The sequence below is a fragment of the Streptomyces sp. NPDC051173 genome (assembly GCF_040689515.1).
In the GTDB taxonomy this organism is placed as follows: domain Bacteria; phylum Actinomycetota; class Actinomycetes; order Streptomycetales; family Streptomycetaceae; genus Streptomyces.
Genome location: NZ_JBFBBD010000057.1, coordinates 1 through 22,451, shown reverse-complemented (window position 1 = coordinate 22,451; position 22,451 = coordinate 1). Strand labels below are relative to the sequence as shown.

The window sequence follows — 22,451 nt, the reverse complement described above, 5'->3', positions numbered from 1 at the left end:
CGAGGCCCTACACCGCCTCCGCCCCGAAGTCCTCCTCGAAGTAGCTGTCGTGCCGTACACGGAACTCCCTGAGTTCCTCGCCACCGCGCTGCGACATCTCCGCGACCCTTTCGAAGAACTCCTCGCGCGGAGCGCCCGGGGTGAAGAGCATGAGCATCGACATGGGCTCGTCCGTCACGTTCTTGAAGGCGTGCAGACCACCGACCGGCACGTACAGGAAGTCACCGGCGCGGCCCGTCACCCACTTCTCGCCGTTGAAGAGCTCCAGTTCTCCGGAGAGAACGTAGAAGGACTCCGACATCGCCTTGTGGAAGTGGGTCTTGGCGCCGGCGGCCCGCGCCGCCAGGTCCACCTGGTACAGGCCGTACTCGCCGCCGGTCGACTCGTGCGTGGCGAGGTAGCGGTAGGCGTCACCGCGGGGCGAGGTGTGGTCCGGCGGGGTGTCGGCGCTGCGGAAGGACGCGTTCACCTCGCCCCTGTCTCCGTGGTAGCGGGGGACGGGGTACTGCGGGTGCTCCGGGTACGACATCGTGCGCTCCTGTCGCTCAACCTTGAGAATCTCGACGACGAGATAAGAGCACCTCGACTATCTCAGAGTCAAGTATCTCGAAACTAAGAAAAACAGCACTGATAGAGTCTCCGTCGAGAGAGTCCGTACTGAGAGGAGTGGCCGCGATGAGCGATGCCGTGGACGCGATCATCGGCCAGTGGGTCAAGGAGCGCGCCGAGGTCGAGGACGACCTCTGGCCGGTGCAGCTCTTCGGGCGCATCCAGCGGCTGGCCGTGGTGGTCGAGAAGGCGGTCAAGGCGAACGCAGCCGAACACGGCCTGGACACCGGCGAGTTCGACATCCTCAACACGCTGCAGCGCTCCGGGCCGCCCTACGCCCTCACCGCCGGGACCTTCCTCAAGGCGTCCATGGTGTCCTCCGGCACGATCACCAATCGCATCGACAAGATGGAGGCCAAGGGCCTGGTGGAACGAGTGCGCGACGGAGAGGACCGGCGCACCGTCAAGGTCCGCCTCACCGAGCGCGGGCACGAGGTCACACGGGCCGCCTTCACCGGCCATCTGGCGAACTACGCGCGCCTGCTCGCCGACGTGGACCGCGATCTGGTCGAGAAGGCCGCCGAGGGCCTCCGGCCGGTGCTGGAGGCCCTCGGCGACACCACCATCAAGTGACGGCCGCCCGGCACAACGGACTTCACGCGAGCCGGATCGGGGCCGCCGGGGCGGTTTCCCCGCCTGCGGCGAAAGGCTCGTCGGCGAGGTAGGGCGGGGCGGGTTCGTACTGGATGTACTGGCGGACGGCACGGGCGTGGTCGCGGCCGTGGAGGCGGCCGATGAGCCACAGGGCCATGTCGATCCCGGCTGAGACGCCCTGGCTGGTGACGAGGTTCCCGTCCACGATGTAGCGGGCGTCGCGGACCACCGTGATGTCGCCCCGGGCCTGCAGGGTGTCCTCGAAGAGGTAGTGGGTCGCGACCCGGCGGCCGCGCGCCGGACCCGCCTCGTGCAGCAGCAGGGCCCCGGTGCACACGCTGGCGGTCCATGCGGCGCCGGCGGCAGCGGTGCGAATCCATTCCATGAGCACGGGGTTGGACACTTCGCGGCGGGTCCCCTTGCCGCCCGGCACCAGCAGGACGTCCAGCGGGGGGTGGTCGTCCAGGGTGTGGTCCGGCAGGACCCGCATGCCCTTGTTGCAGCGGACGGCGCCGGGGTGTTCGGCGATGAGCAGCACGGTGTCGGCGTGGTCGCGCAGCATCGAGGAGGCGGTGAACACCTCCCACGGCCCCGCGAAGTCCAGCTCCTCCGCCCCGTCGAAGATCGGTATCCCGTAGGTGGTCATGTGTACTCCTTGGTGGACCGGAATCGGTCGCGGTAGTCGGACGGTGCGACACCCAGGTGCCGGTGGAAGGCGCGGCGCAGTGTCTCCGCGGTGCCGAAGCCGTACCGACGCGCGATGGTCTCGACGGGGTGGTTGCTCTCGGCGAGCGCCCGCTTGGCAGCCTCGATGCGTACGCCCTCGACATACGTCGCGGGCGGGACGCCGAGCTCGGCTGTGAACCTGCGCTGGAGATGACGGGGGCTCAGGCCGGCGTGCGCGGCGAGGTCGTCGATGCCGTGCCGGGTACCGGGATCGGAGTGGATCGCCGTGACCACGGCGCGGATGGGGTCGCTGGACGGCTGCGCGGACCACAACGCCACGCTGAACTGCGACTGGCTGCCAGGACGGCGCAGGAACAACACCATCTCCCGCGCGACGGCGTGGGCGACCTCCCGGTCCAGGTCGTCCTCCACCAGGGCGAGTGCGAGGTCCATCCCCGCCGTCACCCCGGCCGACGTCCATACATGCCCGTCCCTGAGGAAGATCGGATCGCAGTCGACGACCAGTTCGGGATGCTCCCGGACGAGCTGTTCCTCGCGCGCCCAGTGAGTGGTCACCCTCCGTCCCCCGAGCAGTCCGGCGGCGGCCAGCAGGAACACCCCGCTGCACACCGAGGTGACGCGCCGGGCGGTGGCCCCCGCGGTGGCGATCCAGCGTGTCAGCACCGGATCGTGCCGGGCCCGGTCGATCCCGGCGCCGCCGGCCACCACCAACGTGTCGATCCCGGCCGGGTCCAGATCGGCCACACCGTAGGGAACGTGCACCGGAATACCGCTGCGGGACCGTACCGGGCCCGGCAGCGGTGCCGTGATCTGGCAGGAGTATCCGCCGGTGAGCCGGTCGGCGTGCTGGAACACCTCGTGCGGGCCGAAGAGGTCCAGGGGCTGGAAACCCTCGAAGATGACGAAGACGATACGGCGCTGCTTCACCCCTCCACTCTGTGATCCGGCACCGGTGACGTCAACGACACACACCCCACGCTTCGCGCCATGCCGGGGGGCCGGTGTCACAGGCAGACTTCGGGTTCACCCCGGGCAACGGCACCTACGCGGCGAAACCGACGCTGGTGCAGAACTCGTAAGCCCCCCACTGACTGCCCAGGTCCGGCAGCACCTCGGTGCTCCACGCGTCGTCCAGGCCCTGGTCGTCCCCGGCCGCCCACGCACCGACGATCCTGTCCCAGCGGCGCACGTTCATCGACCGGTACTCCACCACCCGCTGCAACGGACGCGGCACCTGCGACTGGTTCAGCGGATGGAACTCCACCCGCGTCCCACGCCCCTCCCGGTTCAGCCGCCCCAGGAGATGCCGGGCCACGTTCCGGCGGCGCACCGTGCGGTAGGCCGCGTCGATACGCTCCAGGTTCGCCCTCGAAGGGCTGCGCCTGCCCTCCAGCCACGCCGTGAGCGTACGGCCGGTGACCGTCAGACCGGCCTCCCGGGCCGCCGCGCGCGCGTGATCCGTACGGGTCAGATAGTGCAGGCGCGCCATCCAGCCGCGCTTGACGGTGACGGGGGTGGCGATACCGCCGGCAAGCTCGTCGAGCCTGCGCGCGACCAGGTCACTGCCCCGCACCCCGCGCGCGCCGAACTTCCCGAACTCGATGTTCCGCTCCGGCATTACCCCTCCTCCTGTCCGGCGGCGGCGTCGGTTCCCGCGGTGTAGGTGTCCTTCACCTTGACCTCGGTAACGCCCCGGCCCTCGGCGAAGACACGGCGCCAGTCACCGATGACGTGCAGTTCGTCCGTGCCCATCGCGCGCACGACGGTAAGGCCCTCGTCGTGGGCCTTGAGCGCTTTGAGCCACAGGTTGGCGAACGCCTGGGAGCGGACGATGTGCATCCAGTCCGGGCGGTACAGCTCCCTGTTGTAGTTCGACTCCCCCATCGTCGAGACGAACTTGGAGTACATCGCCTTCACATACTCCAGCGTCACCTCGTCGCCCTCGGCGATAGCGGTGTCACGGGCGTCCTTGAGCGCGACGCGGAACTTCTCCAGGAGGTTCTCCGTGGCACCGGAGGTGTAGGACTCGTGAACCACGGGCGGATCGCACAGCCCGTGCTTCGGGCCCGACAGCCGCAGCAGCAGGCGCAGAGTCGGCTCGGTCACCCACAGCGGGCCGGGCTCGTCCCGCTGCCCGACCGGATTCGGCAGCACCGCCTCGTGCTCCCATACGGGCGGCGTGATCAGGTGGACGCCCGCGCGGCGCCGGTCGTGAGGCAGGCCGGCGGAGTGTTCCAGCTGGCCGAGCGGGAGATGCGTCTTGAGGGCGGAGAGATAAGCACCGTTGATGTCCAGCGCCGTCACCTCGTGCACACCGGACGGCAGATCACAGCGGGTCCACTTCGGGCGCGCCTCCCAGATCTGGTCCGCGCCACGGGAGCTCTGCTTCCTGAGGACGTCGGGAATCCACGGGTGGGCGATCACGTCGTAACGGCCGCCCTTGCGCGTCTCGTCCAGCAGCCGCATCGCATCCGGGATCGCCCGCTTCAACAGCGCCGCCGACGCCGCCTCCACGTCGCCCCGGTGCTCGGCGAGCGCCCCCTGAACCGCTTGGCCGATGAGATCGAGCGGACCGGCCGGCTCCTGGAACGCACGCCGGGCCGGCCCCTTGGAACGCTCGGAGGGGCGCATCGTACGCGGTGCACGCGCCGCCGCCGGCTCCCCGGCCGCAGCGGTCCCGGGCCGTACGGGCGCCGGGGCGGGCTGGACGGGCTGGGCGGGCAGCACGGCTGCGGCGGCCTGGCAGTCGGCCGGGTCGAGGTGCTGAGCGAACCCCGCCACCCTCTGCGATGCCGGGCTCCCGCACAGCACACACGGCTCCGGCGCGGCAAGCGCCTCCACGTCGTCACCGTCACCGCCTTCTTCGGGCGCCGGGGAAGGCGGAGGAGCGTCGGGCGCGACAGGGGCCTGTGCCACGGCCGGCTCGGCAGCGGGCGACGTCACCGGGGCGGTGTCAGCGGCGAACTTGGCGGCCAGCCCGTCCAGCAGATACGCGTACCTGGTCCGGGTCTCGCCGACCGGATCCCGGCCGCTCTCCCACGCCGCGACCGTGGACGGGCTCACCCCGAGCGCCCGGGCCACCTGCGCCTTCGACAACCGGGCCCGCTCCCGCAACTCCCGCCGCCGGCCAGGCTCCGGGAGCTCGGCCTCCGGGACGACGGCGGCGAGCAGCGAGTCGATCGCGTCGAAGTCACTCACCGGACCGCCCCCTCTTCGCGGTGGCGGTCCGGCGCCGGGCGGTGGGCAGGACCTCGCACGCCCGGGTCGGGCCGGCCAGGAGGTCCAGCGCTGCGACGTCGTAGTGCTCGGCCAGGGCATCGACATCGCGCAGACTCCACGAAATCGCACCCGACTGCCGACGCGACACCTGCGTCTGCGTCAAACCCAGGACCGCGGCGACCGACCGCTGCGACTCCCCCGTCGCCTGCATCAACGCAGCCACCGTCAACCGCAACGACTCCTCCAACCCCAAACCCATAGCCCACACCCTACCCAGAGCCATGCAAAACCTGCATCAAACCAAGCCCATCACCCTCACACATGCATCAGAGCCTGTCCCCGGCATCAGGCTCCCGGGGACAGGATGAAGAAGGTCCGTTCACGCACCCTCAACGAGCGGGAAACCAAGTGGTTCCGGCTCGGCAATACCGGTCATGGGGTGCGGGAGGCGGACACTTCCGCCTCCGGGATGTTCAGCGTGGTTTCACTGGTCCGCACCGGTCCGGCACCCCAGTACGGGCCCTTCTGCGAATACTTCACGGACAAGGAGTAGTTACCGCTCCCCGGAAGCCTTGTCCATTCGCCATAGAATTCACCAGCGCGTTCGACGGTGTCGCCGGCAGCGCTGCCTGACGACAGCGTCGCGCCCCGGTATTTGACGGTGTGGGATTGTTCCGGAAGGCACTTGTAGTCGCTCTTCGACGTGTACCACACCCCTCCCCACTTGTAGGCGCAGTTCCGGACGCGGGTAACCGTTCGGACCTTTCCCTTGCCGTCCGTCTCCAGGCAGTTCTGTACGCGCGATTCCACCAGGCCGTCCCGGCCTTCGTAGTCGTATCCGTCGCCGCAGTACGTGTTCCCTCTCCTCGGGGTCGCCCCCTCGTAGGGAGAGGCGAGGAAGTCCATGACCTTGCCGGCCACCCATGGGTCCCTGTGGATCTCGTTGTGCCCCAGGCAGGGCGTGACGATGTTGGTCGCCCCGTTGACGGCCGAGGTCTTCCCCGCCCTCACGGGGAAATTGCTCGGCACCCCGCCGACGATTCCGTCGCAGTAGTACCCCGGCAGTTCGTTGGTTCTGCCTTCTCCTACGTTTGAGCGGAATGTGGCGTACCGCGTCGGGCCCGGTGCGGATTTCACCGGATCCTCCTCGCCCTCGTTCAGCCGCTTGACGAAGGCGGACCCTTCGGCCATCTCGGCGCCTTGGACAGCCAGGGCGGTGCCATGGATCGGAGAGGCGATTCCCGCCCAGTGGGCGACCAGCGGGCTCCCTCCCATTTTCCTCAGGTACCAGAGGGTCGACAAGCCGCCCATGGAGTGGGCGACGAGATCGACCTTCCCGTCGGGCGACTTCTTCGCTTTTTCTTCGACGACTTTCCTGAGTTCGCCCGCGATCTCCTCGTTTCCCTTTTTTATCGAGTCGTAGCCCCAGGCGTAGAGTTCGTCCTCGGCATAGCCGGCGTCCCGGAAATACTTCTTCATGTCGTCGAACGTCGCGGGTTTGCCGCTCCAGCCGTGGACGAATATGACAGGCCTCTTCCCCCCTTCCTCGCGGACGGCGGCGTGTGCCGGCGGCATCTGGAACTGGGACAGGACTGCGGTGAGCGCGCCTGCCGCGACAAACGCTGTGAAGCGGTGTCGCGCGGGGCGGCCGGACGGCTGGGGGTTGCCGGAGCGGGTCGACGGCATGGAATGACCTTCCTCTCCAATGACTTGAGCACGCGACCGAACAGGCCGCTGCGCTCAATGAGGGTCGAAGCAGGAGGACGGCGAGCTTCGGCATGGCCGTCGCTCTGTTCCTCGCTCTTCGCGGGAACCGTCGAATTGATCGTCCCCGGTCGGCCGGTGCGGGGCATCGGGGTAAATCCGCAGGGTTTCTGCGGATTTACCGCAAGCGGGCGGACAGTTCACACACGACGGTGGCAGGCCCCTTCTTGCCGAGTTCCGTCACCAGCACCTCGGAGAGGCACGAGGCCGTCACGCGCCGCGGCGATCACCGGGGAGCGGAATGGTGGCCCGCACGGTGGTCCCGCGTCCGACGCCACCGGAGGTGAGGGAGAACGTCCCGCCGTACGCCTCGCACCGCCAGCGCATGCCCTCCACCCCGTACCCGAGTACGGTCGCCGGAGAAGTGTCCGGGAGTCCGCGTCCGTCATCGGTGACCGACAGCACGACGTGGTGGTGGCGGTATGCCAAGGACACACACACCTTCTCCGCGTCCGCGTGTTTGACCACGTTGCTGAGGGCTTCCTGGACCACGCGGTAGGCGGCGAGGCACGCCTCGTCGTTCGCCATGGGCGACCCGAGCCATCCCTCATCGACGTCGACGTCCACGATCAGCCCGTTCTCGGCCGCCACCCGCGCGGCGAGCGAACGGACCGTCTCGGCCAGGCCCAGTCCACGCAGGGCGACCGGATGGAGGGTGGCGACGATGCTGCGCAGCACGGAGGTCAGTTCGTCGAGCCGCCCCACGGCTGTCCGCGCCGACACCCGCAGCACGTCCGGGTCCTCTTCGGTGAGCGCCGCGTCGAGCTGCCGTCTGGTGAGGGCCAGGAGCTGGAGCACCTCGTCGTGGAGTTCTCCGGCGATCAGCGCCGCGTAGTGCTCCTGCCTGCCGAGCAGGGCGCGGGCCCGGCCCTGCCCGAACAGCGCCCTGGCCTCGGGCCAGGCCGGCGCCGCGTACACCGCCGCTGCCAGGAGGAGGACCGGTGCCACGTATCCCGCTTTCGCGTGGAAGAGCCAGCTGCCGGCCAGGGCCGCGAATCCGCAGGCCACCAGGGCCAGCGGCACACGGACCTTCGGCAGCGTGCGGGCCATGACCGCCAGGACGCCGGTGGCCGAGGCGACGGCGAGGGCCGCGACAGGCCGGATCGGCAGCGGCTCCTCGGTGAGGGCATCCACCGCGTAGGCAACCGTGCCAAGGAGGGCCAGCGCCAGGCACAGATCACGTACGAGGCCGAGGATGTGCGGCCTGTGGATCGCGGAGCGCTCGCGGGGACCGTCACCCATGAGACCCATGAGACCCGTGGGACCCGGGGGTCAGACCGGTGCTCCGGGCGTGGGCGACGAGGTCGGCCCGGGTGACCAGGCCGAGCCTGTTGCGCAGCGCGGCCCTGATGCTCTCCACAGTGCGCACGCTCAGCGTGAGATGTGCGGCGACCTCGCGGTTGGTGTGCCCGTCGGCCAGCAGCGCCAGCACCTGTTCCTCCCGCGAGGTCATCGCCTGCGGGGGGACCGGGACATGCGCGTTGTCCGCACCGAGCGGGGGCTGTACGTAACTCCCGCCGGCGGCCACCGTGCGGGCCGCCAGGACCAGTTCGGGTACGGACGTGTTCTTCGACAGATAGCCGGACGCTCCCGCGCTCAGGGCCCCGCGCACGAGCGCCGCGTCCTCGTGCATGCTGTGCACGAGAATTCCCGTATTCGGGGCTGCTGCCAGCAGTGCGGGAATGGCCGACAGCACCGGTCCGGAATCCAGCACCATGTCCAGCACGAGGAGATCGGGGCGACTCGTTCTCACGACGTCGACCGCTTCCTGTTCGGCCGCGGCCTCCCCCACCACCACGAAGCCCTCCGGCTCCAGAAGCGCCCGCGTACCGGCTCGCACGGTGAGGTGATCGTCGACCAGGACGACGGTCACGGGAGCGGCCATCAACTACCGGGTCCTGGGCATCGCATGAAAAACCACGAATCCTTGTGCAAGAACGGGACGCGTCCCACCTTCCGATACGCGACCACTACTGTCAACCACGCGCACGAACGGTAGCCGTACCGTCGCGCCACGGATTTCCGCGAGGCGGCGGCAGCGCTTTGCGGGAAACCCGCAGGAATCTTGCGGCATTCCCCGGATGCGGGCGCGGGTACGGTGCTGGGATTCTCGGTCCACCGGTTCTCGCTCCACTCAGGTCAAAGGCGAGAGCACCCATCTCATCGAACCCGACCGGGAATGGAGAAGCACGTGACCCTCAACCTTCCTCGCACGGCGCTCGCGGTCACCGGGACGGCGCTGCTGCTGTCCCAGTTGCCCGCGGGCACGGCAGCGGCCGCGAACAGTACCCCGTCCCTGAACATCATGGCGTTCAACGTGGAACAGCTGCCGTCCATCACCGATATCGCCGGCACCCCGGGCAGCGACCGCAAGGCCGAGCGGCGCGAGGCCGCGGCCGCGGTCATCAAGCGTGAGAACGCCGACGTCGTCGTGCTGGACGAGGCGTTCAACAAGTACGCCCAGGCGATGCGCAACGCGGAACTGAAGGAGATCTACCCGTACCAGACGAAGCTGGTCGGCGAATACTGCAGCGGATCCGACAAGTGGTCGAGTTTCGCGGGCAACTGCAGCAATTCACCGTTCGTCGTCAACGGAGGAGTGACGGTCCTCAGCAAGTACCCGATCCTCGAGTCCCACCAGCTCGTGTACAACAACTCCGACAGCAAGACCGCCGACTACAAGTCCAACAAGGGAGCGGCGCTCGCGCGCCTCGCCGTGAACGGGACATCGGTCTGGGTCGCGGGAACCCACCTGCAGGCGGACGAGCCGGGGAGCAGCCCGGTCGAGAACACGCGCAAGGTCCGTCTTGAGCAGCTCAAGGAACTCAGGTCATGGGCCTCGCAGAAGTCCGGGGGCAAGCCCGTGGTGGTCGCGGGCGACTTCAATGTCGAGCACTACACCACGGACCCGAAGAACGGTCACGCTCCCGGAGGCGTCAGCGGTGATGTCGCCAAGGCGGACGAGGCGCTCGGCGGGCAGCTCACGACGCCCAGCACCTCGGGCTACACCTACGACATGGTGAACAATCCGCGCGCCAAACTGCGTGACGAGAACAACCGCTACGCCAAGTACCGCAACCGGCTGGACTACATCGGCTACATCAAGGGGACGGGGACCCAGCCCTCCATATCCGACGAGAAGATCGTCGGCTACGACGGACTGCTCAAGGGCGGTGACCCTCTGGCCGAGATCCCCTCCGACCACCAGCCCATCGTCTCCCGCGTGACCTTCAACAGCTGAGCACTCGCAGCCGTCCCGGTGGCATACCCACCCGTAGGCGGGTGTGCCACCGGGCACGACGAGGGCGGCTTCACAAAGGAACGGCGCCGTCCGGTGTGGCCATCAGCGCCGTCATCCGCACCCGGTTCCGGGCGCGGGTGTCACAGCGCCTGGGGGAAGTCGAAGACGCGCTGGGGGTCGTACTGCCGCTTCAGCTTCGCCAGCCGGTCCGCCGCGTCCCCGTAGTACGCCGTGCGCCAGTCCTTCAGGTCCGGGTCGGTGTAGTTCTGGTACGCGGCCCCCGAGGCGTGCGGGCGCATCGCCGTGTGCAGGCTGTCGAGCCAGGCCGCCTGCGTCTGACCCGCCCCACCTGCCGCCCAGGAGGTCAGGTACTGCGCCAGCACCCGCTGGCGCCGGTGCACGAAAGCCGTCGCCAGGGGCTGGACGCGGTTGACCGCGCCGCCCAGGGCCGTCAGCTGCACCGAGCCGCCACCGCCCTTGACCTCACGCCCGAAACGCTCCAGCTGACCGAGCAGGGTACGGATACCCGCCGCGTCCAGGGAGCGGTCGAAGAAGTCCGAACGGGCCACGTATGTCTCGCGCTCCAACTGCCCCGCGGTGTCATGGCCCGGCGTCTTGCCCGGGAGGTGGCACTGACTGGTGGACTTGTCGCCGCAGCCGGCGTAGGCGCGGACGGTATCGAGGTAGGAATGGCGGCGCAGGCTGACCTTCCCGATGCCGGCGCTGCCACCGCTCGCCTTGGCCACCTTGTCGGTCAGCCGGTCGTACGCGTTCTCCAGGTCCTGCTGCGAACCGACCGTGAACGCGGCGACGGATATGTGTGGGGTGCCGCCCGCCGCGACGGACAGGTCGCAGGCGGACCAGATCTCGTCCGGCAGGCCCGGCCCCCACTCCTGCCACGCCTGGACCACGGCCGCGGCCTTGGACCAGGGGAACGACAGATAGCCGGTCACTCCTTCGCCCACCTTGTGGGTACGGAAGCGGAGTTCGGTGACGACACCGAAGTTGCCGTTGCCCGCACCGCGCAGGGCCCAGAACAGGTCGGGGTTGCGGGTGGCGTCACAGTCGACGCTCTTGCCGTCGGCGGTCACGACGGTCGCGCCGGTGAGGCTGTCGCAGGTCAGACCGTAGGCGCGGGAGAGGATGCCGTGCCCACCTCCCAACGTCAGCCCGGAGACACCGACCGTGGGACACGAACCCGCCGGGACGGTCACGCCGTGCGCGGCGAGGCCGGTGTAGACGTCGATGAGCTTGGCACCGGCGCCGATGACGGCGGTGGACGCGGAGGGGGTGCGGACGCTCTTCAGCCGCGAGACGTCGATGACCAGCCGGCCGTTGCCACTGGACCACCCGGCGTAGCTGTGACCGCCGTTCCGTATGGAGACGGGTATGGAGAAGCGGCGGGCGAACGCCAGGGCCGCGGAGATGTCCGCGGTTCCCGCCACATACGCGATCCCGGCCGGGCGCAGCGCGTCGAAACGCGTGTTGTACAGCCGGCGGGCAACGGTGTAATCGGCGTCATCGGGGCGTACGAGGCTCCCCGCGAGGCCCTTGCCGAGAGCGGTCCAGTCACCGCTGCCGGCCTTCTTCGCGGCTGCCCCCGCAGTGCTCGTCGAGGCCGTGCTCGTCGAGGCCGTGCCGCCCCAGGTGGCTGCCGCCGCCAGCCCGGTGCCTGCTGCGAGTAGTGTGCGCCTGCCGATGGTCATTCCGATTCCGCCCCTTTGGTGCCCTTGCGTGTACGCGGTGCGCCTTACCGGAAACCCCGCTGATCACACAGATGGCCACTGAAGGCAGGCGGTTCCCGGGTCGCCAGGGGCGGCGCCGGACGGTGCCACCCCTCCGGCTGCCCCGAGCCGGCCGGCAGCGCAGGTCAGCGGACCTGGTACTGGCCCACCTCAAGGAACTGGCGCACGGCGGGGGGGGCCACCGTTGAGGGCCTTGTTGGCGGCCGCGCTGAACTTCTCGCCCGGGTGGGTGGCCATCAGGCTCAGCACCGCGACTCGGTCGTCCTCCTCCTGGGCCCGGTACTGTCCGGTCTCCAGGAAGTGACGCACATCAGCAGCACTACCGTTGAGCGCCCTGTTGGCCGCTTCCGTCACCCCGTAGCCAGGGTGCTTGCCCAGGATGACGAGGACCGCGACACGGTCGTCCTCCTCCTGAACCCGGTACTGGGTCACCTGCAGGAACTCTATGAGCGCCGCGGCCGTGCCCTTCTTGAGGGCGGCATCGCCGTAGGGCCGCATCGAGGACACCATCGCGGCGGACTCGGCCGGGCACAGCCTGCTCACCCAGTCCCAGGTCCTGCCCCGGATCACCGACGATCTCACCCGGCGTTGCTCGACGGACCTCGGCAAGCGGCTCTACCCGGCGTCGGGGGTGGCCGTGCTGGACGGCTCGCGCCGTGCCTGCGCGCTCGGCCGCGACGAGGACGCGCTCCAGCCCGGCGTCTTCGGCCCGTCGGCGATGCCGACGCTGGTGGATGCCCCGTACGGGTTGAACTCCAACGACAGCGCCTGGCTGACCAACGCGGACCGGCCGCTCACCGGCTACCCGCGGGTCTTCGGTGACTTCGCCACCCCGCGTTCGCTGCGTACCCGCGGCGCGGTCGAGGACGTCTCCGCCATGGCCCGGCGCGGCCGGCTGACCGTGGCCGACCTGGAGAGGCAGCAGTTCGCCGACCGGGCGCCGGCCGGTGAACTGGCCGCCGCCGACACCGCCGCGGCCTGCGCGAAGCTGCCCGCCGGCCGGGCGGCCGACAGCCGCGGTGACACCGTCGACGTCTCGGCGGCCTGCGGCGTACTGGCGCGCTGGGACCGTACCGTGCGGACCGGCAGCAAGGGCGCCCTGCTCTTCGACCGCTACTGGCGCGAGCTCACCGACACGGTGCCGCAGGACAAGCTGTGGCGCGTGCCGTTCTCGGCCCAGGACCCGGTGCGCACGCCGCGTTCGCTCGACACCGCGAACCCGGCCGTGGCCCGCGCCCTGGCCGACGCGGTCGCCGAGCTGCGCGCGACGGGCACGGCGCTCGACGCGCCGTGGGGCGAGCGGCAGTTCGTCGAGCGGGGCGGCAGGCGTCTGCCGCTCGGCGGGGGCTCGCACGGTCTGGGCGTCTGGAACGTCGTCAAGTCCCGCTGGGACGCGGCGCGCGGCGCGTACACCGACGTGCTGTCGGGCTCCAGCTATATCCAGGCCGTGGGCTTCGACGGCGGCCCCTGCCCGGTGGCCCGTACGCTGCTCACCTACTCCCAGTCCTCGAACCCCGATTCACCGCACTACAGCGATCAGACGGAGTTGTTCTCGGCGGGCCGGATGATCCGGTCCCGGTTCTGCGAGAGGGACATCCTCGCGTCGCCGCAGTTGCGGGTGGTGCGGGTGAGCGAAGGCTGACGCGCGGGCCCGGCTGCCCCCGCCACCTGCGACCATGGCACCCGGTCAGCACAGCGGGCGGCCGCTCGCGGCCCGGTCGCTTCACCGGCCGGCAGCCGGCCGGACCGCGGAACCGGACGACACCCGAGAGGACCCCGTACACATGCCGGACACGCCCGACAAGTGGAGCCAGGAAGACATCTCCGACCTGTTCGAGCTGGACGAGGAGCACGAGCGTGACGGGCTGGAGACCGTCATCGCCTACATCGGCGAACTGACGGACCGCGGAGTGACCGTGGAGAGCGTCGAGAGGGAGATCGACGCGGAGAGCGGCCTGATGATCGCCACCGAACTCCGCTCGGACGGCGACCGTGTGCTCCGGGCCCACTTCCCCGCGGTGCCCCTCCCCTGGCTGCGCCGGCGCACCGACTTCGCCGAGGAATGGGACGTCTGGGGCCAGAACGAGATCTGCGAGACGTTCGTCGAGGGTGAGGGGTACCTGGACTGGACGCAGGCCGTGGAAGCCGGCGTCCGGGCAGTGCGCGCCGACGCCTGAGGGCTCTTCTCTCATACGTCACCTCACTCCGCGGCCGCGTGCCCACCACCGGGCGAGGGCGGAGACGTCAATGACGTCAGGTAGTCGTCGAGAAGCTCGGCCTGGTGGTGGGGCGGGAACGCCGTCGGGTTGAACAGAGCCTGCACCACCAGGCCGAGCACGAAGGACTGGGCGCCGGCCGCGATGCGCTCCGGGGCTCCGGGCGGCAGTTCGCCGAGTCGCTGGGCCGCGGCGACCAGGTCGCGCAGCCTGGCGCGGCTCTGCGCGTACTTGTCGGCGTAGTCGTCGCTCAGGGCGGGGTCGGCGAGGGCGGTGTCCCAGGAGGACACCCAGATCCGGTTGCTCGCGGTGGCCTCGGCCGTCAGCGGCAGGATGTCGAGCAGGGCGGCCCGCACGGCGGACAGACCCTCCCCCGCGGCGCGCCGGGGGCGGGCGGCGGTGCGCTCCGCGAGCAGGTCCAGGGCGTACGCGACCAGGTCGCGCTTGGCGGGGAAGTAGTGGGTGAGCAGGCCGGTGGTGGCGCCGAGTTCGGTGGCGACGGCACGCATGGTCAGCCCGCCGAAGCCGTGCGCGGCCAGCACCCGCCACACCGCCTCGGACACGTCGCGGCGGCGGGCCTCATGATCTCCCTTGGTACGTGGCATGCTGCTACGGTACATAACCGTAACGCTTGTTATGTGAATGAGGTCCTCATGTTCTCCCTCCCCCTGCGGGACAACGCCAGCCTCCGCCCGCTCGAGATATGGCACGCCGAGGAATTCGCCGCCCACCTCGACAGGGCCCGCGAGCACATCCGGCCCTGGGTCGGGCCCGCGTTCGTCACCGACGACCTCGACGGGGCACGGGGCACGCTGCGCCGCTACGCCGAGCGGCAGGCCACGGACGGCGCCCGTCTCTACGGCATCTGGCTCGACGGCGCGCTGGCCGGCGGCGTGATGTTCACCGACTTCGACACCACCACCGGCACCTGCGAGATCGGCTGCTGGCTGGAACCGGCCGCCGAAGGCCGCGGCCTGGTCACCCAGGCCTGCCGCACCCTGCTGGACTGGGCCTTCACCGACCGCGGAGCACACCGCGCCGAGTGGCACTGCCGCGCCGACAACGGCCGGAGCTCGGCGGTCGCCGAACGGCTCGGCATGACGCTCGAAGGCGTCCGCCGCCAGGCGTGGTCCTTCGACGGCGTCCGCCACGACAAACAGGTCTGGGCCGTCCTCGCCCCCGAATGGCACGCCGAGCGCCGGTAGGCGGCCTGGCGCCCACCGGCGGTGGGCGGCAACGCGCCTCGCCTCCCGCACCGTTGAGGGAAGCGAGGCGCCTACGTGTACCCCCTTACCTCCAGGGGGCGTTGAACGACCGGCCGGGTACCGGCTTGGCGATCAGCGCCACGGGGATGAAGAAGCCGACCTGTCCAATGGCGATCATCAGCGTGGCGAGCGCCTTGGCGTCATAGTGCTCGGACGCCTCGGCGTACAGCTCGTCGGAGACCCGCTCGCCCTGCGCGGCGGGCTGGAAGACGGCTTCCACCAGCGCCAGCGCCGCTCGTTCGGCGCCGGTGAAGTACGGCGCGTCCCACCACGACGCCACCGCCGTGATCCGCTCCTCGGCCTCCCCGGCCTTACGGAGGAAGCCCGTGTGCAGAACGGTCAGGTAGGTGTTGCCGACGATCTGGCCGGCGCGCAGCTGGATCAGGCTGATCGTGGTCCGCGGCACAGACTGGTTGCCGGTGGCCCTGAACAGCGCCGCCGACACGTCGGCCAGCTCCGGGACGAGATCCACCGGGTCGTCCGCCATCCGCGGCGTCATCGGGATCTCGGCAGTGATCGATCGTGCTTCCATAGCCATCTCCTTACGGGCTTTCGCATCGCTTTCACCGCACTGACGGATCACGGCACAGAAGTGTGACCGCGGGCCCCGCCCGGTTCGGCGCCCGCCCACTCCCCCGGAGCCATGAGCGCTCGGATCACCAAGCGCATCACCCCAATAAGGTATAAATTGGGCTAAAACCATGAGGGAGGAGCCAGCATGTCCTCGAAGCGACGTCGCAAGAAGAAGGCGCGCAGCCGTAAGGCCGCCAATCACGGCAAGCGGCCGCAGTGCTGACATGGTCCTGGAGCGATCCAGGACCATGCCGGCTCCTCAGGAGGCGTGCCGCACGCGGAAGCGAAGACCCGCGGAGTCCAGCCGCCCGATCAGGGCGTCGCCCATCGCCATGGCCGTCGTGACCTGACCCGCTGTGGGCGGCAGGTCGTCCAGGGCGAGGCACAGGGACGCCTCCGCCAGCATCTTGGCCGTCTCGCCGTAGCCCGGGTCGCCGCCCGAGACCTCGGCGAACACACGGCGGCCGCCCCCTTCACCCACGGCCCGCACCTGGAACCAGGAGCGGGCCCGCCGCTCGCGGCTCGGGCCCCGGCCCGGTTCGTAGCGGTCCATCAGCCAGGACCGTACGGCAGGCACCTGCGCGGCGGCGGCCAGGGTGCCCACACCGACCGGGCCCGCCAGGGCCATCGGCAGCGATTTCACCGACGCGTAGTGGCGGTAGCGGAAGTCGGGGCCGTACCGCTCCAGGCCGGCGGCGGAGCGGCGTACGACCTGGGGGTCGATCGTCGGCAGGGGTAGCGCCCACGTGCCCGTCTCCTTGCTGAACCGCGGCGCCCCCAGCGGAGCCCGGACCCGGCGCCCGGCCGGCCGCGGTTCGTGCCGGCGCCGTTCCCGGGCCGCGTCCCTCGCCTGGCGCGGGCGCCCGGCGATCGTCAGGGATGTGCTCAGCGTGCCGCCGGAGATGAGCCCCGACGCCCGGACGAACCCGTCGACCGTCAGCGGCACCCCTTCGGGCAGGTGCTGGACGGTGAAGTACACGCAGAGGTCGTGCGGCATCGAGTCGAAGCCGCAGGCGTGCACGAGCCGCGCTCCCGTCTCCCGCGCTCGCGCGTCGTGGCGCACGTACGTCAAGTCCACGAACTCCGGCTCGCCGGTGAGGTCCGTGTAGTCGGTACCGGCCTCCGCGCACGCGGCCACCAGTTCCTCGCCGTACCAGATGTACGGGCCGACGGTCGAGGCGACGACCCGCGTCGACTCCGCCAGCGCGCGCATCGCGCTCGGGTCGCTCGCGTCCGCGGTCACCAGGGCCACTTCGGCGGCCCGTGCCGGGGCGAGCGCGGCGAGCCGGTCGCGCAGTTGCTCCAGCTTCCGCCGGTCGCGCCCGGCCAGGGCCCACCGGCACCCTTCCGGTGCGTGTGCCAGCAGGTATTCGGCTGTGAGCTCGCCGACGAATCCTGTGGCCCCGAAGAGCACGACGTCATAAGGCCGTTGCGGGTCTGTCTGCCTGTTCATGGAGCCTCCGACTGCTGGGATCGCGTTCATGTCCTTCTACCCCGGCGGCTGCTGCCCGGCCGCTCGCTTGTGAGGCGGATGAGGCAGGGTGGACACCGAACGAACGAGCGAACAATCGGAAGGCCAGCATGAGTTTCTTCGTCCGCGCACGGTTCGATGTGCGTGACCAGCGACAGCATGACTTCGAGGAGGCGGCGCTCGCCCTGCGCGAGCAGGCGGGCGAGGAGCCCGGAACGCTCAACTACCGGTGGTTCTCGGCCGGTGCCGGCAGTTACCTGGTGCTCGAGGAATACGTCGACTCGGCGGCGGCCATGGCCCACAACGCACGCGGGGCGGACCTGCTGGTACGCATCAACCAGTGCGCGGAGATGGTGTACGCGGAGCTCTACGGGCCGCTCGGGCCCGAGGTCAGGGAATGGGTAGAGGCGCACCCTCAAGCGACCGCGTTCGCGGAGTTCCCCGACCACGGCGGCGAAGGCTGAGACACGCTCTCCGGCCCGGTCGCGTGCGGCCGAGGACCGCCGTTACCGCGAGTCCGCGCGCCCACGGCCGTCGCCGAGATCAATCCCACATCCCGAGACGGCAAGGGTGCACAACCCAACAGACAGGCACATATCGCCCTAGAGGGAGGCCCCGATCCTGCCTGCCTCGCGGCTGAAAACGATCGCTGGACAGGCCATCTTTCTCCTGCTTCGCATCCTCACCCGGAAGGCACAGAGGCATCACGCCCTGTGACACGGGGGCGCTACCAGCTGCCCACGGGCAGCCGGTAGCGCGGATCCGGCCGTTCGTCCCCTTCATTGCTGAACGGTGAACTCCGCTGGATGTCAAGGGTTATTACTCCGCCACGGCCTTGTATGGCCAAATCTCCATGCGGTACACATGTGGCGCTTGTTACCCAAGAGCCAAGAGAAAGGGAAGTGATGCCAAGCAGTCCCTTGTCGAAATCACTGCCGGATACGTTGCCCGAGACATTGCAGGTCCTGCGCTCGCGGACCGTTCTCCGGAACTACGCGTCCGAGCAGCTCGACGACTCACTCATTGACCAGATGCTGGAGTGCATGCTCGCGGCGCCCACCGCCTCCAACAAGCAGGCGTGGTCCTTCGTCGTGGTGCGGCAGCCGGAAAGCGTGCGGCGCGTCCGGGCGTTCTCCCCGGGAATGATCGGGACTCCGTCGTTCGTCGTTATCGCGTGCGTCGACCGGCGGATGACGGACGGTCTGTCCGGAGAGATCTCCCAGAAGATCTACGAGACGTCCAAGCTCTGCGTGGCCATGGCCGTGGAGAACCTGCTGCTTTCCGCGCACGCCCTCGGTCTCGGCGGCTGCCCGGTGAGCAGCTTCCGCGAGGACGCCCTGCGTCTCCTGCTCGATCTCCCGGAGCCGATAGAGCCCGTCCTGCTGGTGCCCATCGGCCGTCCCGCAGAAGCTCCCACGCCGTCCGACCGTCGCAACAAGAACGAGGTGATCAGCTATGAAATCTGGGGACACGGCACTGCCGCATGAGCAGTTGCGCGAGGAGATCGCCCTTCTCGCCACCTATCTCCTGAGCAGCGGGAGAGGGCTTCTCGACGAGCCGGCGGACTACGGTCCGTACCGCTGCGCGGATGCCGCTCGCCGGACGCTGGAGATCCTGGAGCGGGCCGGGGCGAGCACGCCCGAGCTGTCCGCGATCCGTGAGCGCCTGGACGGCATCATGTACGCCCCGATGGGGGGCGACCTGAAGATCGCCGAAATTCTCGATGAGCTGTGCCTGAAGATGGCAGGCGCTCTGAAGGACCCCAAGTCCTCCTGAGCGGAGTGGAAGGAGATCGGCATGCAGCCCGATTCGCTTGCGGAGAACATCCCTCTGGATATGCACGCGGTGCCGCTCAGCGACAACTGCCAGCGCGTCTGGCAGCGTGGGGAACACGCCCTCATCGGGATAAGCGCGGGAAACAGCTATTTCAACCAGGAGCGCCTCACCGCGCTGTTGGAATGGGCGGGCACTTCCTTCCGTGAGGTCGACGTCGTCTATGTGGACACGCACATAGACACGATGCTCACCGCGGACGGCCGCACCCCGGAAAGCGCCATGAGGTCGGTGAAGGCCACCTTGAAGGACGTGCGCCGCCGAATACGGCGGGCGTTGGAGAGGCTCGGCCCCGAGGCCGCGCGGTTCCGCGTCCGGGCACTGTCCGAGCTGATGGAACTGCCGGTCTACCAGGCGGTACGGGAGCGGACGGACCAAGCCATCGAGGACGACCGGGAGTTCTCCTCGATCTGCGAGGCGATGGTCCAGGAGATCGTCCAGAGCCGGCCCGGCGCGGAGGGCGAAGTCACCCCGGAGCACCTGCGCGCGGGTTTGAGCTACGTCCAGGCCGAGGCCCCGCTGTTCGCGGACTCGCCGAGCATCTTCGAGGTCTCGACCTCAGTGGTCCTCTACCACATGAAGACACCGATTTCCGAATATCTCGCCCAGCAGCCCACGGGGTTCCGTGCCGCGCCGGGCCAGGCGTTCGTCGTCGTCAAACCGTCCTCGATGGTGCTCGCCGGGGTGTGAGACAGAACTGCGCATTCAGCCACGGCGACACTGAGGAGAAAGCATGACGCAGCAGTACGACGAGGTCGCCAAGAGCTACGACGCGGCGGACGATGTCGTCCGCTTCTACCGGGAGCAGGTGGAATACCCGTCGTTCCAGCGCGCCTTGGGACCGGTGCGGGGCAAGCGGGTGCTGGACGTGGGCTGCGGTGAAGGCAGCTACACCCGCATGATCAAGCGGCAGGGTGCCTCGGAGATCATCGGGGTCGACCTGTCCGAAGGCATGGTCGAGCGGGCCCGGGAGATCGAGGCCCGGCAGCCGCTCGGCATCGAGTACCACGTGCACGACGTCGCCACGATGCCCGTGCTGGGCACGTTCGACGTGGTCGCCGCCGCCCATGTCCTGCACTACGCGGACAGCCGCGAGAGCCTGGAGAGCATGAGCGAGCGGTTCTTCGCCCACCTCGCTCCCGGCGGGCGGCTGCTCGCCTTCGTGGGCAACGTGCACGCGAGCGAGAGCGCCCAGGAGGCCAGCGGCTTCCAGATCGACCGCCCTGACCAGCCGTGCGAGGCGGATCCCTATACGATCTCGATCCGGACGACCCCGCGCACGTCGTTCCAGGTGCACTACTGGCCCAGCGAGACGGTCGCGAGGGTCCTCGAAGCCACGGGATTCACCGCCGTCACATGGGAGCCCATGGAGGGTTCGCCCACCGGCGACGACCCCGAGCGCGCCCGGCGTTGCACCAAGAATCCCGTCAACCTTCTCCTGAGCGCCCGCAAGGCGTAGTCGGGGCGCCGGACGTATTCCGGCCGCTCATCGGCTGTCAGGACACACCGGCAACGCCGTACACCGGAACCGCGCGGCCACCGCGAACCCCCACGCCTCCACCGTGGGGAACGCTGGCCGACGCGGTTCCGGCGTTCCCGTACGCGGACCGCCGCTGCGCCGCCCTCTCATGGGGAGAGGGCGGCGCAGTGGTTCAACGGGCTTCCCTCGCACGGCCGAGCGCGGCCCGCGTACGTACGGCGGCGAGGAGAGCGACCGCCGTCGCCGCCAGGGCGGCGCTGACCCACGCGGCACCCCGGTAGTCACCCGTCACCCCGGTCGCGCCGCCTGCGAGCAGCGGCCCCAGGAACGCGCCGACATTGAGCGCGACCGTGGCGAACGAGCCGCTGAGTGACGGAGCTCGGGCCGCGAAGCGCATGACGTGGGCGGCGAGGGCCGAACCGATGCCGAACGACAGCCCGCCCTGGACGATCGTCACGGCGAACAGCGGAACCGCGTGGGCACTGCTCGCGGCCAGCACCGCCCATCCGGTGGCCAAGGCGCACAGCGCGAGCGTCACTCCCCGCCCCAGCTGTCCGCCACCGGCACGGCGGCCTGCCAGGGTGACTCCGGCGAACGCACCCGCCCCGAACACGGCCAGGAGCCCGGGCACCGCGCCACCGGGCAGGTGGGTGACATCCGTGGCGATGACAGCGAGGTAGGCGAAGGTCGCGAACGTCGCGCCGTTGACCACGGCCGCGAGCACCAGGGTCAGCCACACGGTCCGCGACCTCAGCGCACGGGCTTCCTGCCTGATCGAGACGTCGGCACGGCCGGCCGTGCCGGCAGGCGCCGCCCGGAACACCCAGACCAGCGCCGGCAGGCACAGGGCCGCGACGGCCGCGAACACCGCACGCCAGCCGGACCGGTCCCCGAGCACCGCGCCCGCGGGCACGCCGACGACACACGACAGCGTCACCCCGGACAGCAGGACCGCCGTGGCCCTGGCCTGCGCGGCCGGGCCGGCCAGGGCCACCGCGACGGACATGGCCACCGCGAGGAAACCGGCGTTGACGATCGCGGCGACGATCCGTGTGCCGAACAGCAACCAGAAGTCCGTCGCGGCCGCGCCGACGACGTGCACGACGACGAACGCGGCCAAGAAGCCCGCCAGTGCCCGTCGGCGTGACCACCGCGCGCTCAGCGCCGCCATGACCGGCGCACCGATGATCATCCCGATGGCGTACGCGGAGGTCAGGCTCGTCGCGGCTCCCATCGACACGGACAGGTCGCGGGCGATGTCCGGGGCGAGGCCGGACAGCATGAACTCGGAGGTTCCCTGCGCGAAGACGGCAAGGCCGAGGACGTGGATGAACAGAGGCAAGAGGTCGACTCCAGCGATCAGATGCGCGAACAGGAGCATCCGCGCGCCGGACATCGGCCTGCGTCCGTGATGGGGACGAGAGCCCGAGAAGGGGCCGGACACGCGAATCGTGTCCGGTCACCGGAAGCGGGGCCGACCGAGGGAACCGAGTGGTCGCCGGTCAGACGCCGGACCGCCGCCGAGTGACCGGCGGCCGCGCTCTGTCTGATTCGGGGTTCGTCACCCGAGGCACGTTAGCCGTCACCTCGCCGGTGATCAACCGGATTTGAGGGAGGCCGCCTTACGGGCCGTCAGCTCGGGCCGAGGGTGAAGAGTGCGACCGCGAGCAGGACCAGCAGCGTCCAGCCGACGATCCCGATCCTCCGGCGCCGCGGGTCGCGCCCCTGGTGCCATGCGCCGGCCTCGTGCGGTG

General features: G+C 69.8%; 24 protein-coding genes and 1 pseudogene. 10 read left to right on the top strand and 15 right to left on the bottom strand.

Translation table 11 applies throughout. The features are described from left to right. Positions 1-7 precede the first annotated feature (7 nt). Positions 8-529 carry a cupin domain-containing protein gene (locus AB0435_RS25185; protein WP_366428014.1) on the bottom strand — a complete coding sequence of 174 codons (522 nt, stop codon included), beginning with the start codon at positions 527-529 and terminating at the stop codon, positions 8-10. 146 nt (positions 530-675) lie between these two features. On the opposite strand from AB0435_RS25185, the gene AB0435_RS25180 reads away from it, so the two are divergent. Next, the gene (locus tag AB0435_RS25180; RefSeq protein WP_366004810.1) at positions 676-1,182 is read left to right on the top strand and encodes a MarR family transcriptional regulator; all 507 of its coding nucleotides are present in this window, start codon (positions 676-678) and stop codon (positions 1,180-1,182) included. Positions 1,183-1,204: 22 nt separating this feature from the next. Here AB0435_RS25180 and AB0435_RS25175 read toward each other — a convergent pair whose 3' ends face one another. From AB0435_RS25175 to AB0435_RS25140, 8 genes are all read right to left on the bottom strand, one after another. Beyond that, positions 1,205-1,849 (bottom strand): DJ-1/PfpI family protein, encoded by a 645-nt coding sequence (locus tag AB0435_RS25175; protein ID WP_366428013.1) that lies wholly within the window; start codon positions 1,847-1,849, stop codon positions 1,205-1,207. Continuing rightward, complete coding sequence (locus AB0435_RS25170; RefSeq protein WP_366428012.1) at positions 1,846-2,817, bottom strand: DJ-1/PfpI family protein; 972 nt, start codon at positions 2,815-2,817, stop codon at positions 1,846-1,848. The genes AB0435_RS25175 and AB0435_RS25170 overlap by 4 nt, the downstream gene beginning before the upstream one ends. A gap of 115 nt (positions 2,818-2,932) precedes the next feature. Beyond that, a complete protein-coding gene (locus tag AB0435_RS25165; protein WP_366428011.1) occupies positions 2,933-3,508 on the bottom strand; it encodes a transcriptional regulator in 576 nt (191 codons plus the stop codon). Continuing rightward, complete coding sequence (locus AB0435_RS25160) at positions 3,508-5,088, bottom strand: helix-turn-helix transcriptional regulator (protein ID WP_366428010.1); 1,581 nt, start codon at positions 5,086-5,088, stop codon at positions 3,508-3,510. The genes AB0435_RS25165 and AB0435_RS25160 overlap by 1 nt, the downstream gene beginning before the upstream one ends. Further along, on the bottom strand, positions 5,081-5,368 hold the full coding sequence (locus AB0435_RS25155) for a helix-turn-helix domain-containing protein (protein WP_366428009.1): 288 nt from the start codon (positions 5,366-5,368) through the stop codon (positions 5,081-5,083). The genes AB0435_RS25160 and AB0435_RS25155 overlap by 8 nt, the downstream gene beginning before the upstream one ends. A gap of 173 nt (positions 5,369-5,541) precedes the next feature. Next, positions 5,542-6,795 carry a hypothetical protein gene (locus tag AB0435_RS25150; RefSeq protein WP_366428008.1) on the bottom strand — a complete coding sequence of 418 codons (1,254 nt, stop codon included), beginning with the start codon at positions 6,793-6,795 and terminating at the stop codon, positions 5,542-5,544. Between the two features lie 288 nt (positions 6,796-7,083). Further along, a complete protein-coding gene (locus tag AB0435_RS25145) occupies positions 7,084-8,115 on the bottom strand; it encodes a sensor histidine kinase (protein WP_366004817.1) in 1,032 nt (343 codons plus the stop codon). After that, positions 8,108-8,758, bottom strand: coding sequence for a response regulator transcription factor (locus tag AB0435_RS25140; protein WP_366428007.1), 651 nt, complete (start codon positions 8,756-8,758; stop codon positions 8,108-8,110). The genes AB0435_RS25145 and AB0435_RS25140 overlap by 8 nt, the downstream gene beginning before the upstream one ends. A 306-nt stretch (positions 8,759-9,064) precedes the next feature. Here AB0435_RS25140 and AB0435_RS25135 point away from each other — a divergent pair, with 306 nt between their 5' ends. After that, a complete protein-coding gene (locus AB0435_RS25135; RefSeq protein WP_366004819.1) occupies positions 9,065-10,114 on the top strand; it encodes a sphingomyelin phosphodiesterase in 1,050 nt (349 codons plus the stop codon). A gap of 140 nt (positions 10,115-10,254) precedes the next feature. Here AB0435_RS25135 and AB0435_RS25130 read toward each other — a convergent pair whose 3' ends face one another. Both AB0435_RS25130 and AB0435_RS25125 read right to left on the bottom strand, forming a co-directional pair. Continuing rightward, a complete protein-coding gene (locus tag AB0435_RS25130; protein ID WP_366428027.1) occupies positions 10,255-11,814 on the bottom strand; it encodes an FAD-binding oxidoreductase in 1,560 nt (519 codons plus the stop codon). 195 nt (positions 11,815-12,009) lie between these two features. After that, positions 12,010-12,357: an ALF repeat-containing protein gene (locus tag AB0435_RS25125; RefSeq protein ID WP_366428026.1), complete on the bottom strand. Its 348-nt coding sequence runs from the start codon at positions 12,355-12,357 to the stop codon at positions 12,010-12,012. 4 nt (positions 12,358-12,361) lie between these two features. Here AB0435_RS25125 and AB0435_RS25120 point away from each other — a divergent pair. Together AB0435_RS25120 and AB0435_RS25115 are read left to right on the top strand one after the other, a co-directional pair. Continuing rightward, positions 12,362-13,501 (top strand): annotated as a pseudogene (locus AB0435_RS25120) (penicillin acylase family protein); the annotation flags it as partial. Between the two features lie 142 nt (positions 13,502-13,643). Beyond that, the gene (locus tag AB0435_RS25115; protein ID WP_366004820.1) at positions 13,644-14,036 is read left to right on the top strand and encodes a hypothetical protein; all 393 of its coding nucleotides are present in this window, start codon (positions 13,644-13,646) and stop codon (positions 14,034-14,036) included. Positions 14,037-14,059: 23 nt separating this feature from the next. Here the strand turns inward: AB0435_RS25115 and AB0435_RS25110 are convergent, their stop codons facing one another. After that, positions 14,060-14,680 carry a TetR/AcrR family transcriptional regulator gene (locus AB0435_RS25110; RefSeq protein WP_366004821.1) on the bottom strand — a complete coding sequence of 207 codons (621 nt, stop codon included), beginning with the start codon at positions 14,678-14,680 and terminating at the stop codon, positions 14,060-14,062. A 48-nt stretch (positions 14,681-14,728) separates the two neighbouring features. Between AB0435_RS25110 and AB0435_RS25105 the strand changes: the two genes are divergently transcribed. After that, positions 14,729-15,280, top strand: a complete 552-nt coding sequence (locus tag AB0435_RS25105) for a GNAT family protein (protein ID WP_366004858.1) — start codon at positions 14,729-14,731, stop codon at positions 15,278-15,280. Between the two features lie 85 nt (positions 15,281-15,365). Here the strand turns inward: AB0435_RS25105 and AB0435_RS25100 are convergent, their stop codons facing one another. Continuing rightward, a complete protein-coding gene (locus tag AB0435_RS25100) occupies positions 15,366-15,872 on the bottom strand; it encodes a carboxymuconolactone decarboxylase family protein (protein ID WP_366004822.1) in 507 nt (168 codons plus the stop codon). A gap of 300 nt (positions 15,873-16,172) precedes the next feature. Further along, positions 16,173-17,366 carry a saccharopine dehydrogenase NADP-binding domain-containing protein gene (locus AB0435_RS25095; protein ID WP_366004823.1) on the bottom strand — a complete coding sequence of 398 codons (1,194 nt, stop codon included), beginning with the start codon at positions 17,364-17,366 and terminating at the stop codon, positions 16,173-16,175. A gap of 128 nt (positions 17,367-17,494) precedes the next feature. Here AB0435_RS25095 and AB0435_RS25090 point away from each other — a divergent pair, with 128 nt between their 5' ends. From AB0435_RS25090 to AB0435_RS25070, 5 genes are all read left to right on the top strand, one after another. Further along, positions 17,495-17,848: an antibiotic biosynthesis monooxygenase family protein gene (locus AB0435_RS25090; RefSeq protein WP_366004824.1), complete on the top strand. Its 354-nt coding sequence runs from the start codon at positions 17,495-17,497 to the stop codon at positions 17,846-17,848. A 480-nt stretch (positions 17,849-18,328) separates the two neighbouring features. Then, the gene (locus tag AB0435_RS25085) at positions 18,329-18,871 is read left to right on the top strand and encodes a nitroreductase family protein (protein ID WP_366004825.1); all 543 of its coding nucleotides are present in this window, start codon (positions 18,329-18,331) and stop codon (positions 18,869-18,871) included. Then, positions 18,840-19,160, top strand: coding sequence for a DUF6092 family protein (locus AB0435_RS25080; protein ID WP_366004826.1), 321 nt, complete (start codon positions 18,840-18,842; stop codon positions 19,158-19,160). Before AB0435_RS25085 ends, AB0435_RS25080 begins: the two co-directional genes overlap by 32 nt. Before the next feature lie 21 nt (positions 19,161-19,181). Further along, positions 19,182-19,907: a tRNA-dependent cyclodipeptide synthase gene (locus AB0435_RS25075; RefSeq protein ID WP_366004827.1), complete on the top strand. Its 726-nt coding sequence runs from the start codon at positions 19,182-19,184 to the stop codon at positions 19,905-19,907. Between the two features lie 43 nt (positions 19,908-19,950). Next, a complete protein-coding gene (locus tag AB0435_RS25070) occupies positions 19,951-20,676 on the top strand; it encodes a methyltransferase domain-containing protein (RefSeq protein WP_366428006.1) in 726 nt (241 codons plus the stop codon). 193 nt (positions 20,677-20,869) lie between these two features. On the opposite strand, the gene AB0435_RS25065 is transcribed toward AB0435_RS25070, so the two are convergent. After that, positions 20,870-22,093, bottom strand: a complete 1,224-nt coding sequence (locus tag AB0435_RS25065) for a Cmx/CmrA family chloramphenicol efflux MFS transporter (protein WP_366428005.1) — start codon at positions 22,091-22,093, stop codon at positions 20,870-20,872. Positions 22,094-22,451: the final 358 nt, after the last annotated feature.